Origin of the sequence: Halobellus sp. Atlit-38R, assembly GCF_003665925.1 — an archaeon.
GTDB classification, from domain to species: domain Archaea; phylum Halobacteriota; class Halobacteria; order Halobacteriales; family Haloferacaceae; genus Haloquadratum; species Haloquadratum inordinatus.
The window spans coordinates 48268-60862 of the sequence record NZ_QXIJ01000001.1 but is presented as its reverse complement, the minus strand read 5'-3'; the positions used below and the strand labels follow the sequence as shown (position 1 = coordinate 60862).

Sequence of the window (12595 nt, the reverse complement as noted above, 5' to 3'; positions counted from 1 at the left end):
TATGCCCCAGTGGGCGACGTTCGCCGGATTCGCGTTCGTCGTCACCGCGGGGCTCCTCTTACTTTCGCACGCGTCACGCGGCGTGCTTTCCGAACGAGATCACACGCAGAGCGACGGCGACGTCGATCAGCAGAGGCGAGCCGCGAGGCCGCGATCGACCGACGCCGATAGTGAGACCGGCGCGAACGCCGCCGCTCACGGCTCGGAGACAGAGCACGGCGAGCCCACCGAAGTCGGAGCGTTTCAGCGCGTCGACGCGACCGACGAGGCTGCGAAGGCGCGCCACGACGAGGAGACGATCGTGCTGCCGAAGTCCGGCGTCGAGTACCGGGTGACAGATGCGGGTCTGAATCAGGGCGGGTCCGCACAGGAACTCTCGACCGCGTCGCTGCTCGCGAACGTCGCCGTCTCGCAGGGCCTCTTTGGCGTACTCTTGCTCGCAGGTGCGTGGTACGCCGAGATCCCCGCGTGGGCGTTCGGCGTCGCTGCAGAGACCGTCAGCGTGCGCGCCCTCGCGATCGGTGTCGGCCTCGGTCTCGCGCTCTACGCCGCGAACGAGGCCGGCGCGGCCGTCGGCGCGCAGTTCGGACTCGGCGAGGGCGAACGACTGCGGAGCGCGCTCGCGCCGGACACGCTCGTCGGCTGGGCGGTCCTGCTGCTCGTCGTATTGCCAATCATCGCGGGCTTCGAGGAACTGCTCTTTCGGGGAGCACTCGTCGGCGTCGTCGCGGCCGGCTACGACGTCTCGCCGTGGGTGCTGGCCGTCGTTTCCTCGGGTGCATTCGCGCTTGGACACGGCGCACAGGGTCGCCTCGGTGTGCTCGTGACCGGGACGCTGGGCTTCGTCCTCGCGGCGGTGTTCGTCGTGACTGGAAGTCTCCTCGTCGTCGTGGTCGCACACTACCTCGTGAACGCGCTGGAGTTCGTCGTGCACGAAGGGCTCGGCGTCGAGTGGACGCGGGACATCTGATCGTTCCGAACCCGCTTCGACGTTCTGCAGGTATCCTCAGGCCGACTCGATCTCCCGCAAGCGTTCTGCCACCGACGCGGGGGCGCCGCTGGGGGCGTCGCGGACGCGATGGTCCGGGACGAAAAGCGGCACCGGATTCTCCGCGAGCGCCGTGCGCGCAGTCTCCACGTCCTCGGCTTCGTCAGGGTCGAGGTCGGCCATCCGCATCACGCGGTCCAGTGACACCGTCTCGCCGTAGGGGACGTTGCGCGTCGCTTCCAAGACGCGCCGCTGTTCGGTTGGGACCGTGAGTGCGACCTCGACGTCGTCGAAGTGGTCGGACGCGCCGTCGAGGTACGCGAAGGCGCGATCCAACAGCGGGTGATCGGAGGCTGCGTCCGACGGCGGCGACGCCGGGAACGAGACGCTGATCACGCGGCCGCTGGCGATCCCGATCTCGATCGCCCGGCCCAGCCGGTCGGACTCGCGGGTGAAGACGCCGACGTCCATACTCGCGAGTTGCGCGTCGTCGTTCTTGAACGTTCGCGATACAGGGGCCGCGTCCGCCCAGTGACCACCGGGGATGGACCCGGCCGCGACGCGCAAGCCTTATGTGCAAAAGCGTCCGTTAATGGACATAGATGAACGCTAGTGAGGACAAACTTGCCCCCGAGGTGCGATCGATCCTCGCGGCGGCCCGCGAGCGGTCCGGCGGTGAGGGGACACTCGACGTCGGCTCGCGGTCGTTCCCCGAGGCGGTCGCGGCGACGGAGGCGGCCGGACGCGTCCCCGTCGTCGCCGAGGTCAAGCCGACCAGCCCGACGACCGACGGTGAACGAACCGACGACCCGGTCGCGCTCGCGCGCGAGATGGTTGCTGGCGGCGCGACGGCGCTGTCGGTGCTGACTGAGCCCGAACACTTCGGCGGGTCGACGGAGAACCTCCGGCGCGTCCGCGAGGCCGTCGACGTGCCGGTGCTTCGCAAGGACTTCGTCGTCCGCGAGGAGCAACTCGACGTCGTCGAATCGGATCTGGTCTTACTCATCGCGCGCTTCCTCGACGAGGACGACACTGACTCGCTCGCGACGCTGTACGAGGCGGCCGAGGAGCGGGGGTTCCAGCCGCTCGTAGAGGTTCACACGCGCGCGGAACTCGACCGCGCGCTCGACGTCGGCGCGGAGATCATCGGCATCAACAACCGTGACCTGGGGCAGTTGGAAGTCGACCTGGGGACGTTCGAGCGTCTCGCCCCCCACGTTCCCGAGGACGTGACACTCCTCGCCGAGAGCGGCGTCGCGAGCGTCGACGACGTCCGGCGGATGCGCGCCGCAGGGGCGGACGCGCTCTTGATCGGGACGGCCATTATGGACGGCGACGTCGAGGCGAACACCGAGCGACTAACCACGGTCGACGCCGAGCGCACGAACAGAGATGCGGCAACGCCGGACACGGCGAGCACAGCCGCGACAACAGTGACAGACACGGAAACGACAGACGCGGCCACGGATACCGACACACGATGACACAGCAATACGCGGACGGCAAGTTCGGCAAGTACGGTGGACAGTACGTACCGGAGGCACTGATGCCGGCGATCGAGGAGCTGACAGACGCCTACGAGCGCTACGTACTGGAGAACGAGGACGGCTTTATGGACGAGTTCCGCGCGCGGCTGCGAGACTTCGGCGGGCGACCGACGCCGACCCAGCACGCCGAGCGCCTCTCGGAGCGCTACGGCCGCGAGGTCTACTTAAAGCGCGAGGATCTGCTCCACGGCGGCGCGCACAAACTCAACAACGCGCTCGGCCAGGTCCTCCTGGCGAAGTATATGGGCAAAGAGCGGATCGTCGCCGAGACCGGCGCGGGACAGCACGGCACCGCGACGGCGATGGCGGCAGCCCACTTAGATATGCCCTGTGAGATCTATATGGGCGAGCGCGACATCAACCGCCAGCGCCCGAACGTCTTCCGGATGCGGCTCAACGGCTCGGCGGTCAATCCGGTCACGACCGGCCGCGGCACGCTGAAGGAGGCCATCTCCGAGACGATGCGCGACTGGGCGACGAACGTCGAGGACACCCACTACGTCATCGGGTCGGTCGTCGGCCCGCACCCCTTCCCGGCGATGGTTCGGGACTTCCAGGCGGTCATCTCCGAGGAGGCGCGCCGCCAGCTTCGCGAACAGACGGGCGGACTCCCGGACTCGGTGCTCGCGTGCGCCGGCGGCGGGTCGAACACGATGGGGACGTTCGCGCACTTCGTCGACGACGAAGACGTCGGGCTGTACGCCGTCGAGGCCGGCGGCTCGACGCTCGAAGTCGACGAGGAAGCGGGAGTCGCGCCGAACTCCGCGTCGCTGTCGACGGGCGAGGAGGGCGTCCTTCACGGGGCGCGGACCAAGCTCCTCCAGGACAGCGACGGCCAGATTATGGAGAGCCACAGCGTCTCCTCCGGCCTCGACTACGCTGGCGTCGGCCCCGAACTCGCACAGCTCGTCGACGAGGAGCGCGTGAACGCGGTCAACGTCGACGACGACTGCGCGCTGGAAGCGTTCCACCGGCTCTCACAGCTCGAAGGCGTGATCCCCGCGCTGGAGACGGCCCACGCGTTCGGCTACCTGGAGGAAAATCACGAGGACCTCGGGGAGACGGTGCTGGTGAACGTCTCCGGCCGCGGCGACAAGGACCTCGAAACCGTCATCGAGGAGACCGAAAAGCGAGACATCGAGGCCGCGCCGTCGCTGGCGGAGTTCTCGGGGGGGATCTGAGATGGCCGACGACCTCGACGCCGCGTTCGCCGACGGTCCAGCGTTCGTCCCGTATCTCGCCGCTGGCGACCCCGACTACGAGTCCTCGCTGAAATACGTCGAGGCGCTCGAACGCGGCGGCGCGGACGTCATCGAACTCGGCCTCCCCTTTTCGGAACCGGTCGCCGAGGGATCGACGATCCAGAACGCCGTCGTGCGGGCGCTCGAAGGGGGGATGACCCCGGATCGGTTCTTCCAGTTCGTCGACGACCTCGACGTGGACGTTCCGTTGGTCTGTATGACCTACTACAACCTCATCTACCAGTACGGCGACGAGCCCGGACCGCGGCCGTTCGTCGAGCGCGCCGCGGAACTCGGACTCTCGGGGTTCGTCGTCCCCGACCTCCCTGCGGAGGAGGCCGACCCCCTGCGAGACGCGTGCGACGAGTTCGGACTCGACCTCGTCTTCATCGTCGCTCCCACGACGCGCGGCGAGCGCCTGGACCGGATTATGTCGCAGGTCTCCGGCTACGTCTACGTGCAGGCGCGCTTGGGCGTCACCGGCGCGCAGGACGACGTCTCCGGACAGACCGAGGAGAGTCTCGAACGCCTCGCCGACTACGACGTGCCGAAGGCCGTCGGGTTCGGGATCAAAACCGGCGATCACGCCGAGCGGATCGTCGCCGCCGGGGCGGACGGAATCATCGTCGGGAGCGCGCTCGTCGACATCGTCGCCGAGGGTCACGAGACCGGGGAATCTGCGGACGCCGTCGCCGCGCGGCTGGAAGAGAAGGCCCGCGAACTGAAGGACGGCGCCCTGCGCGGATACGAACAACGCGTGCCCCAAGCGGAAGGCAAATAACCGACGGTTGCCACAGTTTCTCACACGATGAACGCAGGACTCACAGCCCGACTCGATCGCATCTCGACAGGGGGGCGATACCTCGTCGTCCCGATGGACCACGGCATCACACTCGGCCCTGTAAAGGGCCTCGTAGGTCTCGAATCGACAGTCGACTCGATCACGCGCGGCGGCGCAGACGCCGTCCTCACGCAGAAAGGCGTCGCACCGCGCGTCCACGGAAACAAGAACGGGAAAGGCTACATCGTTCACCTCAACGGCTCGACGGTCATCGGTCCCGACGAAGAGGACAAACGGCGGACGGGCTCGGTCGAAGAAGCGCTCCGCGCGGGTGCGGACGCGGTCTCCTTCCACATCAACATCGGCAGCGATCACGAGCCCGATCAGCTGACCGAACTCGGCGATCTGACCGAAACCGCCCACAGGCTCGGCATTCCGGTCCTCGCGATGAGCTACGCGCGCGGGCCGGGCGTGGACGAACACGACGCCGAGAGCCTCGCACACGCCGTCCGCATCGCCGAGGAACTCGGTGCCGACGTCGTGAAGACCGCCTACTCCGGCGACGCTGACTCCTTCGAGCGCGTCTGTGAGGCGACGCGGCTCCCCGTCGTCATCGCCGGCGGCAGCCGCGGCACCGACCGCGAGACCGCAGAGATGGTCCGCGGCGCGATGGACGCCGGTGCGTCGGGGGTCTCGATGGGGCGTTCGATCTTCCAGCACGACGACCCCGAAGCGATCACCCGGACCGTCAGCGCGATCATCCACGACGACGCCGACGTCGACGAGGCCGTCGAGGCCGGCGGCCTCGGTCTCGAAGCGTAACCGACGCCGATCACTGCCCGACGAGCGGTTCGTATTCTCCTCTCCTCGCGCCCTGCAGCGACGGCGAACGTCTCGGGTCGCCGTCCCGCAGCGTCCCGCTCCCGTCCGGCAGAGCGGGGCGAGCCCGCGCGTTTATCATCGTGGCGAGCCAAGCCGTGGATATGCCAACTACGCTCGAAGTACGGTGCACCGACGACGAGTGCGAGATGGATATGTTCGAGCTTCATTACACGTACGATATGCCCGACGACGTCGGCGTCGCCGACTTCGTCTGTCCGTACTGCCGCGGGAGCGAGCCCCTGGAGGCGATCGAGCTATGAGCGGCTTCAGAAAGCTCAGCGACCTCGGCGATCCCGAGCGGTTGCGCGAGATCGGCGAATCGGTCGCCGAGAACGCACTGGAACGCGTCGGCCGCAGCGTCGCGCGCGTGCAGGAACGAAAGCCGCTGCCGTACGACCTCTTAGAGAGCGACGACGCCTACCTCGTCGTCTTCGACGCGCCGGGCGTCCGCGAGAAAGACGTGCAGGTGCGCTTCGAGAACGGCGAGGTGCAGGTCCGCATCGACCGCTTCCGTGACTTCTACGAGGGCTTCGAGATGCGCTTCCCCGGACGTGGGCTCGCCTTAGACGGGGCGGCACGGCTTCCCGACGGGGCCGCTGTCGACGCCGAAAACGCTTCGGCGACCGTCACCGACGCGGGCACGCTCCGAATCAGACTCCCGAAGCGCGGCGACGACGCCTGAGCGCCGAGCGGCCCTTTCTCTCGCGTCTCGCGTCCTACACCGGAAGCTCCGCGTCTGAGTCGACGACGCGGTCCGGTTCCTCGGGGACGGTCCAGTCGGTCGTCAGTTCGAGCAACTGCGCGAGCATCAGCCCGGTCGCCCCCCAGACCGTGTAGTCGCCGACGTGGAAGTAGTGAATGCGGCGGCAACCGTAGCCGGAGAACTCGCGCCGTTCAGACTCGTAATTGTCGAGGTCGACGAGGTCAGAGACGGCGAGCGGGACGACTTCGGCGACTTCGCGTTCGTCAGGATCGTACGCGCGGTTGGGGACTGCGGCGACGAACGGCCGTACGGAGTAGTCAGTCACGGTCAGGATGTCGTCGAGACGGCCGAAGACGGCCGTCTCCTTGGACCGCAGTCCGATCTCCTCGTCGGCCTCGCGGAGCGCTGTCGTCTGGAGCGTGCCGTCTTCGGGTTCGCGTGAGCCGCCGGGGAAACTCATCTGTCCGGGGTGCTCCCCGAGGTGGTCCGCGCGCTTCGTGAACAGGACGTGCGTTTCCCCGTCTCGTACCAGCACCGGGGCGAGGACCGCCGCCTGTTGGCCCGCGCCGCCGACCGGCTCCGGTGTATACGCCGACACCCGCGAGAGATCCATACTCGGAGTGGGGTACGAGCCGAGGGGGCTTATACTGTCGGCCGGCTCTTTATGTGAGAGAATTAGGAGTCGCCGTCGAGCGCGTCGTCGAGTCGCGCGCGGATGTCGTCGACTGCGACAGTATCGGACCACACGTCGACGTCGTACGTAACGTCGAGGAGCCGACGCATTTCGGCGTCATCCTCCTCCGCGACGGCTCGCGCGGCCGCCGTTCTGAGGCGTTCGGCGACGGCCGCGTCGGCGGTCTCGCGGTCCACCTCGCGCGTGGGCACCTCGAGGATGTGCGGCAGGTCTTCGGCGTGCTCGGGGAGCGACGGAAAGGCGGCCGGGCCGGGCGCGAGCAGCGTCTCCCCGTCGTTCTCGTAGCGGACGAGCGCGAACGCCGCGATCGCGTCGTCGACGGCCTCGGCAACGACGTCGGCGTCGACGCTCGCCTGCCGTTTGAACGCCAGTTCTGCGAGGGCTTCCTCGAGTTCGCCGGGAGCGAGCGCACCGAAGAGGTCGACGACGCCGGCGAGTTCGTCTCGCTGTAAGTCACTCGCCCGGAAATCGTCCGTCACTCGCCGCCTCCCGCGTCGATCGGTGGCGCGCTCGTCGTTCCCGGTCCAATCGCGTCTTCGAGGTCGGACGTGGCCGCGTCGAACACCGCATCCGCAGTGATCGGCGCGTCCTCCCACGCCGGGAGGCGATCGTCGCTTCCCGTCGGTTCGGTGACCGCCGCCGCGTAGCGTGTCACCTGCCGCCGCTCGTGGTCCCGGTCGAAGTGGAAGTCGTTGAACGCCGCATCCATCGCGTACTGCTCGACGAGCGTCTCTGCCGTCGTCCGATAGCGCTCTGAGAGCGTCTCGAAGTCGACGTCGATGCCGTGTTCGAGGACGCCCCGCAGGAGCGTCTCGCCGACCGATCGGCTCATCTCCGAGAGCCCGGCCGAGCCGTCGACCGCGCGGTGGTCGTGCTCGTACGTGCCGAGGTCGACCTGTGCTGTCCCCTCGAACCCGGCGACGTCGAACGCGTCGCCGAGGGTTCCGACTTCGAGCCCCCACTTCCGGGGCGTCCGGATCCGGCGGGCCGTCTCGGCCGTCGCAGCGAACTCGCCCGCGAGTGCGTAGCGGAAGGAATCGAGATACTGGAGATAGGGGTCGGGGTGGGCATCGACGAGCGCGCGGACGAGCGGGACGTAGAAGAGCCGAAAGAGCCGGCCGTAGAGGCGCCGGTCTTCGACGCGCGCGTAGTAGCCCTTCGAGAAGTCGTGGCCGTTCGCCAGCGGGAACAGCAGTCGACGGACGAACGACTCGTCGTAGGTCGTCGTGTCGGCGTCGTGGACGACGACGAACTCCGATTCGGCTGCGCGGCCGAGCGCCAGCCACACGTCGCGGCCCTTTCCGCGACCGCCGGCGAGACCGGCATCGGCGAGCAGCTCCGCGAGGCGTGGGCCGTCGCACCACAGCAGTTCCAGCCATAGGTCGTACGTCGAGAGCCACTCGTGGACCGACGCGACGCGCTCGGGGGCGGCGCGGAGCGGAACGACGACCCGAGCGGGATCCAGCCGTTCGAGCGTCTGTAGCACCCGGTCTGCGGCCGCGCCCTGACAGTCGCGCTCCGTCATCGGCACGACGACCGCCGCGCGCCCTGTCGGCGCGGTCGGGAGCGGATCGGCGAGACCGTGGAGCGTCGTCACCCGCGCTTGCACGTACTCCATCGAAGCATTCTCAGGGCGGAACGAGCAAAAGCGCGGGGGTTCCGGATGCCTCTCGCCCGCGCGCCGTGGGCGTCACTGCGGGAGCCGCCCCGCCTGCTGGAAGGCGACCAGCCCGACGACGACGACGGCGAGTCCGAGCGCGAGTTGCGTGAAGATGGCGTCGTAGGCGAGTCCCACTTCACGGAGCGTCCCGACGGCCGACGACCCCGTCGCTTGGACGACCATCATCCCACCGGAGTACCACGCGTACGCGCTCGCTCGCGTCTCGTCCGGTAGCGTGTCCAGCAGATAGGTGTCGATCGCCGGAAAGAGGCTGTGGATCACGTAGCCGATCACCGCCGTGAGGACGAGGATCGGAACGAGTCCCGTCGTGACTGTCAGCACGAGCACGGAGACGGTGAACGACCCGATGATCACGAGAATGTACGGGACGCGCGGGAGCCGGTCAGTGAGCCGCCCGGAGATAAAGAAGGCGGGGACGCCAGCGGCGAAGATCACCGTGAGGAGGTTCTTCGCGGTCGCGTCGGCGAGCCCTTTCGTCTCCATATACAGCTCGTAGAAGTTGAACAGTCCCTGCCAGACGAAGCCGGTCGCGCCGACGACCACGACGCCCAAGAGCACGACGCGCCACTCCGAGCGGATCGCGCCGAGGAGGTCTCTGTCGTCGGTGCCCGCGTCGGGGAGCTCTGTCGACCGCGCGGCGAAATACAGCGCAATCGTGACGAGCGCCGCCGCGGCCGCGACGCAGACGAACACGAGCTGCCAGTCGAAGAAGAACGTCAGAATCAGCGTTACGAGCGGCGCGGCCGCGACGGCGGCGAGTTGGCTCATCATCCCGTGGACGCCGAGCGCCCAGCCGACGCGTTCGGGGTAGAGTTCGCTGACGAGCGGGTTCGCGGCGACCAGATAGACGCCCGAGGAGAGGCCCATCAGGAGCGCGCCGATGCCGACGAAAAGCACCGAGTTCGCGCTCGCGGTGAACGCCGCGGCCGTCGTGAGCACCGCGCCGGTCACGAGGATCACGCGGTGACGGGGGACGCGCGTGAGCACCCAGCCGGTCGGGATCCGCGGGAGCGCGCTGCCGAGCCACGCGAGCGTCGCGATGAGCCCGGCCGTGCCCTCGCCGATCTGAAACACCGCGATGAACTCCTGCAGCAGCGGTGCGAAGACGACCCTCGCGAGGTTCACCAGGAAGAACATCGAACAGAGCGTACCGAACAGTCGGCTCCGAGACACGACCGACTCTTGCCCGTAAGGGGTGTCAACTGTTGCGGTCCGGCGCCGGAGACGAGCGGAGGGCGCTATACTGATCTTTTTACCGCGCGCCCTCCACGTTCGAGGTGACTATGAAGACGACGCGGAAGGGGCTTCGAGACGGGGAGTTGGAGAAAGACACCTACGGGCGTCTGAACTGCGCGGAGTGCGGCGAGACGCTGAAGACCGAAAACGATCCCGACGAGGTCTACACCGTGCGGCGGTGTCCCGACTGCGAAACGGAGTGGAAGGAACTCCGGTAGACAGCGGGCGGGAGGTGAATCGGAGGGAACGGCCGCAGACAGGTGAGGGGTACGCCGTCACTCGAAGACGGCGTCGAACGCTCGCGCGCCGAGCGGCTCGAACGTGCCGGCAGCGACGTTTTCGGGGACGTGCGCCGGCGAGCTCGTGCCGACGAGCGCGGTGGTGACGCCGGGGGCGCTTCGGGCGAAGTTGATCGCCCGCTGCGCGGCGGTCTCTCCGTGTAACTCCGCGTCGACGGCTGCCGGGATCGACGACGCGAGATCACCCTGTGCGAGAGTCGCGCTCGCGACGACGTCGAGGCCGGCTGCCTGGGCGTATTCGAGCGCGCTGACGTCCCGTTCTTCTTCGGGGTGTCGGTGCGCCGCGACGGTGAACGCGTCGGCCATCGTGACGCTGAACGGGAGCTGAATCGCTTTCAGTCCGGGCTCTGCGGCGCCCACCGTCTCGGCCGCTCTCGCGGCGCGGGCAACGACCTCGGGCAACGAGAGATACGCGTCGTGGTCGCGCGGGACGCGGAACGCCTCCCAGGTCGCGACGCCGTAGGCGCCGATGTCGCCCGCCTCGCGGCGACGTTCGAGGCGCTCGAAAGCCGCTTCGAGTTGGTCGTAGACCGCCTCGCGGTTCCTGACCGCCAGTTGCGTTTCGGGGCTGTGGACGTAGTAGCAATCGACCGTGTCGACGCCGAGATTCGCGAGCGAGCGGTCCAGTAGTTCCTCCAGGAAGTCGGGGGCGATCGCGTGGCTGCCGCGTGCGAGATCGTCGACAGCGACGTGGCCGGGGCGGACGAACTCCTCGCGGACGTACGCGCCCGGATCGTCGGGACGGGAGCCATCGAACGGGACGAAGCCGCCCTTGGTCGCGACGACGACTTCCTCGCGGCCGGCGTCGGCGGCGTCGAGCGCCTCGCCGACGACGCGCTCGCTCCGCTGGTGGCGGTAGTTGATCGCGGTGTCGACGTGGTTGATGCCGGCCGAGAGCGCGTCGGTGATCGATTCGCGGTAGCGCTCGTCGTACTCGTCGGTCGGAGCCCCGAGATACGTCCCGAGGCCGATGCTCGATGCGACACCCGGCCCGAACCGACGGAAGTACGTTCGGGCGAAGGCGTCGCCGAACCGATCGCGGTATCCCCAGGTCCCCTGACTCGTCGCCATAGTCCGGGCAAAGGGACGCGCGGGTAAACGGGCGTCGGAAGTCGGGAGTCGAGAGGCGGGCGTCGGAAGTCGCCAGCCACCGCCTGCCGGCCGCCAATCGCCAGCCACCACCTTCCAGCCGCCAATCGCCAGCCGCTGTCCCCACGGCGTCAGATGTCGCCGGACATCGACTCGAACAGGCGATCGCAGAGCGCGTCGCGGGGCATCGTCTCGCCGGTCTCGGTCTGGATCTGGCCGCTGTGTAAGACGAGTTGTCCGCCGCCCATCCGCGCGTGCCCGCCCGCCGAGGCGCTCTTTAGACCCGATACCGCCGAGTCGAGCGTCTGACCCATATGGACGCGATCGTCGCGTGAGCGCCCGGAGATGTGGATCGTCCCGTCCCGTTCGCCGAGGACGACGACGGCGGTGACGCCTTCGAGTTGGACCAGTTCGTCGGCCGCCTGGGGAATGGCGTCGGGATTAGAGATGCGACCGACGTCGCTGATGGCGAACGGCCCGCGGACGTCGCGGCCGGCGATCGCGCGGGCTTTCAGTTCCAGGACTTCCGTCGAGACTTCGGGGTTTGCGATCCGGTCGAGTTGGTCCTCGTCGACCCCAGCGTACAGGAACCCCGCAGCGGCGAAGTCCGCGGCCGAACAGCCGGCAGTCAGCCGCTTGGTATCGGTCAAGATCCCATAGAGGAGGCCGGTCGCGACGGTCGACGGGACGGTGTAGGCCGCGTCGACTTCGCTCGCGTGCTTGGCCGGCGGGACCGGCTTGGCGCCGACGTCCTCGAAGTACTCGGCGACGATGCTGGAGGCGGCCCCGTAGTCCGTCCGCACGTCGGTGAACTCGCCGCCGGTCCCCTCGCCGGGGTGGTGGTCGACGACGGCGAATGGGAGGACGCTATCGGCCCCGGCGAAGCCTCGCGGGCGGTTGTGATCGACGAGGACCACGTGTTCGGCCGCGACGTCGCTGACGTGGGTGATCCGGTCGATGTCGATCTCCAGTACCGTCTGGAAGGCGCGGTTCTCCTGGTGGCGGACCTGCCCGGCGTACTGAACCGTCGCGTCCGTGCCGACCTGTTCGGCGAGGCTCGCGACGCCGATGCCCGTCGCCATCGCGTCGGGGTCGGGATTCGGATGCAGCAGCACCGCGACCTCGTCGAGTCCGGAGACCTGTTCGAGAAAGCGCGTCCCCATCGGCCGTTCGAACCGCTTGATCGCGTAGAAGCCGACGAGAAGCGCGAGGAGACCGACGACGACAGCGAGGACGACAGCAGGGTAGGCCACGAAGAGCTCCCTCGCGCGACCGACGAACTCCGAACCGGCGTTCGAGGCGACGCCCGCGAGCGGGGACCACATACTCTTTGCGTCAGAGTGCATCCCTAAGAAGATTCCTTCGTTCAGCCGGGTGACGCGCTCACAGACTGGAGTCTGAGGGGAATCACAATCGAACAGCTCCACGGCGTGTCACGAAACGAGCGCTAGAGT

15 protein-coding genes are annotated in these 12595 nt (G+C 68.1%); 8 read left to right on the top strand and 7 right to left on the bottom strand.

The features are described 5' to 3' along the window. Position 1: 1 nt before the first annotated feature. Positions 2-970, top strand: a complete 969-nt coding sequence (locus tag D3D02_RS00290) for a CPBP family intramembrane glutamic endopeptidase (protein ID WP_121567996.1) — start codon at positions 2-4, stop codon at positions 968-970. A gap of 36 nt (positions 971-1006) precedes the next feature. Here D3D02_RS00290 and D3D02_RS00285 read toward each other — a convergent pair whose 3' ends face one another. Next, the gene (locus D3D02_RS00285) at positions 1007-1459 is read right to left on the bottom strand and encodes an MGMT family protein (RefSeq protein WP_121568417.1); all 453 of its coding nucleotides are present in this window, start codon (positions 1457-1459) and stop codon (positions 1007-1009) included. Between the two features lie 131 nt (positions 1460-1590). On the opposite strand from D3D02_RS00285, the gene trpC reads away from it, so the two are divergent. The 6 genes from trpC to D3D02_RS00260 all read left to right on the top strand — a co-directional run bounded on the left by trpC (position 1591) and on the right by D3D02_RS00260 (position 6121). Further along, positions 1591-2472, top strand: a complete 882-nt coding sequence (gene trpC, locus D3D02_RS00280; RefSeq protein ID WP_121567994.1) for an indole-3-glycerol phosphate synthase — start codon at positions 1591-1593, stop codon at positions 2470-2472. Then, the gene (trpB, locus tag D3D02_RS00275) at positions 2469-3716 is read left to right on the top strand and encodes a tryptophan synthase subunit beta (protein WP_121567992.1); all 1248 of its coding nucleotides are present in this window, start codon (positions 2469-2471) and stop codon (positions 3714-3716) included. Before trpC ends, trpB begins: the two co-directional genes overlap by 4 nt. 1 nt (position 3717) lies before the next feature. Continuing rightward, complete coding sequence (gene trpA, locus D3D02_RS00270; protein ID WP_121567990.1) at positions 3718-4557, top strand: tryptophan synthase subunit alpha; 840 nt, start codon at positions 3718-3720, stop codon at positions 4555-4557. Between the two features lie 27 nt (positions 4558-4584). Next, complete coding sequence (locus D3D02_RS00265) at positions 4585-5379, top strand: 2-amino-3,7-dideoxy-D-threo-hept-6-ulosonate synthase (RefSeq protein ID WP_121567988.1); 795 nt, start codon at positions 4585-4587, stop codon at positions 5377-5379. 161 nt (positions 5380-5540) lie between these two features. Next, a complete protein-coding gene (locus D3D02_RS20790) occupies positions 5541-5699 on the top strand; it encodes a hypothetical protein (protein WP_199722980.1) in 159 nt (52 codons plus the stop codon). Further along, entirely contained in the window at positions 5696-6121 is a 426-nt protein-coding gene (locus D3D02_RS00260) for an Hsp20/alpha crystallin family protein (RefSeq protein ID WP_121567986.1), read from the top strand. The genes D3D02_RS20790 and D3D02_RS00260 overlap by 4 nt, the downstream gene beginning before the upstream one ends. Positions 6122-6155: 34 nt before the next feature. Here D3D02_RS00260 and D3D02_RS00255 read toward each other — a convergent pair whose 3' ends face one another. The 4 genes from D3D02_RS00255 to D3D02_RS00240 all read right to left on the bottom strand — a co-directional run bounded on the left by D3D02_RS00255 (position 6156) and on the right by D3D02_RS00240 (position 9654). Next, positions 6156-6755, bottom strand: coding sequence for a CoA pyrophosphatase (locus D3D02_RS00255; RefSeq protein WP_121567984.1), 600 nt, complete (start codon positions 6753-6755; stop codon positions 6156-6158). A 62-nt stretch (positions 6756-6817) separates the two neighbouring features. Next, positions 6818-7315 (bottom strand): hypothetical protein, encoded by a 498-nt coding sequence (locus D3D02_RS00250; protein WP_121567982.1) that lies wholly within the window; start codon positions 7313-7315, stop codon positions 6818-6820. Beyond that, positions 7312-8454 (bottom strand): glycosyl transferase family 2, encoded by a 1143-nt coding sequence (locus tag D3D02_RS00245; protein WP_121567980.1) that lies wholly within the window; start codon positions 8452-8454, stop codon positions 7312-7314. The genes D3D02_RS00250 and D3D02_RS00245 overlap by 4 nt, the downstream gene beginning before the upstream one ends. 72 nt (positions 8455-8526) lie before the next feature. Further along, positions 8527-9654: an MFS transporter gene (locus D3D02_RS00240; protein ID WP_121568416.1), complete on the bottom strand. Its 1128-nt coding sequence runs from the start codon at positions 9652-9654 to the stop codon at positions 8527-8529. Positions 9655-9800: 146 nt separating this feature from the next. Here D3D02_RS00240 and D3D02_RS20785 point away from each other — a divergent pair, with 146 nt between their 5' ends. Further along, complete coding sequence (locus tag D3D02_RS20785; protein WP_199722979.1) at positions 9801-9971, top strand: HVO_0758 family zinc finger protein; 171 nt, start codon at positions 9801-9803, stop codon at positions 9969-9971. Positions 9972-10028: 57 nt separating this feature from the next. On the opposite strand, the gene D3D02_RS00235 is transcribed toward D3D02_RS20785, so the two are convergent. Both D3D02_RS00235 and D3D02_RS00230 read right to left on the bottom strand, forming a co-directional pair. Continuing rightward, entirely contained in the window at positions 10029-11123 is a 1095-nt protein-coding gene (locus tag D3D02_RS00235) for an aldo/keto reductase (RefSeq protein WP_121567978.1), read from the bottom strand. A 149-nt stretch (positions 11124-11272) separates the two neighbouring features. Then, the gene (locus tag D3D02_RS00230) at positions 11273-12466 is read right to left on the bottom strand and encodes a bifunctional oligoribonuclease/PAP phosphatase NrnA (RefSeq protein WP_121568415.1); all 1194 of its coding nucleotides are present in this window, start codon (positions 12464-12466) and stop codon (positions 11273-11275) included. Between the last annotated feature and the right edge of the window lie 129 nt (positions 12467-12595).

Bases quoted from the DNA above. Each gene is read 5' to 3' on its own strand.
- D3D02_RS00240 (WP_121568416.1), bottom strand. From the start codon at position 9,654: ATGTTCTTCCTGGTGAACCTCGCGAGGGTCGTCTTCGCACCGCTGCTG.
- trpA (WP_121567990.1), top strand. From the start codon at position 3,718: ATGGCCGACGACCTCGACGCCGCGTTCGCCGACGGTCCAGCGTTCGTC.
- trpC (WP_121567994.1), top strand. From the start codon at position 1,591: ATGAACGCTAGTGAGGACAAACTTGCCCCCGAGGTGCGATCGATCCTC.
- trpB (WP_121567992.1), top strand. From the start codon at position 2,469: ATGACACAGCAATACGCGGACGGCAAGTTCGGCAAGTACGGTGGACAG.
- D3D02_RS00255 (WP_121567984.1), bottom strand. From the start codon at position 6,755: ATGGATCTCTCGCGGGTGTCGGCGTATACACCGGAGCCGGTCGGCGGC.
- D3D02_RS00290 (WP_121567996.1), top strand. From the start codon at position 2: ATGCCCCAGTGGGCGACGTTCGCCGGATTCGCGTTCGTCGTCACCGCG.
- D3D02_RS00230 (WP_121568415.1), bottom strand. From the start codon at position 12,466: ATGTGGTCCCCGCTCGCGGGCGTCGCCTCGAACGCCGGTTCGGAGTTC.
- D3D02_RS20785 (WP_199722979.1), top strand. From the start codon at position 9,801: ATGAAGACGACGCGGAAGGGGCTTCGAGACGGGGAGTTGGAGAAAGAC.
- D3D02_RS00285 (WP_121568417.1), bottom strand. From the start codon at position 1,459: ATGGACGTCGGCGTCTTCACCCGCGAGTCCGACCGGCTGGGCCGGGCG.
- D3D02_RS00260 (WP_121567986.1), top strand. From the start codon at position 5,696: ATGAGCGGCTTCAGAAAGCTCAGCGACCTCGGCGATCCCGAGCGGTTG.
- D3D02_RS20790 (WP_199722980.1), top strand. From the start codon at position 5,541: ATGCCAACTACGCTCGAAGTACGGTGCACCGACGACGAGTGCGAGATG.
- D3D02_RS00245 (WP_121567980.1), bottom strand. From the start codon at position 8,454: ATGGAGTACGTGCAAGCGCGGGTGACGACGCTCCACGGTCTCGCCGAT.
- D3D02_RS00235 (WP_121567978.1), bottom strand. From the start codon at position 11,123: ATGGCGACGAGTCAGGGGACCTGGGGATACCGCGATCGGTTCGGCGAC.
- D3D02_RS00265 (WP_121567988.1), top strand. From the start codon at position 4,585: ATGAACGCAGGACTCACAGCCCGACTCGATCGCATCTCGACAGGGGGG.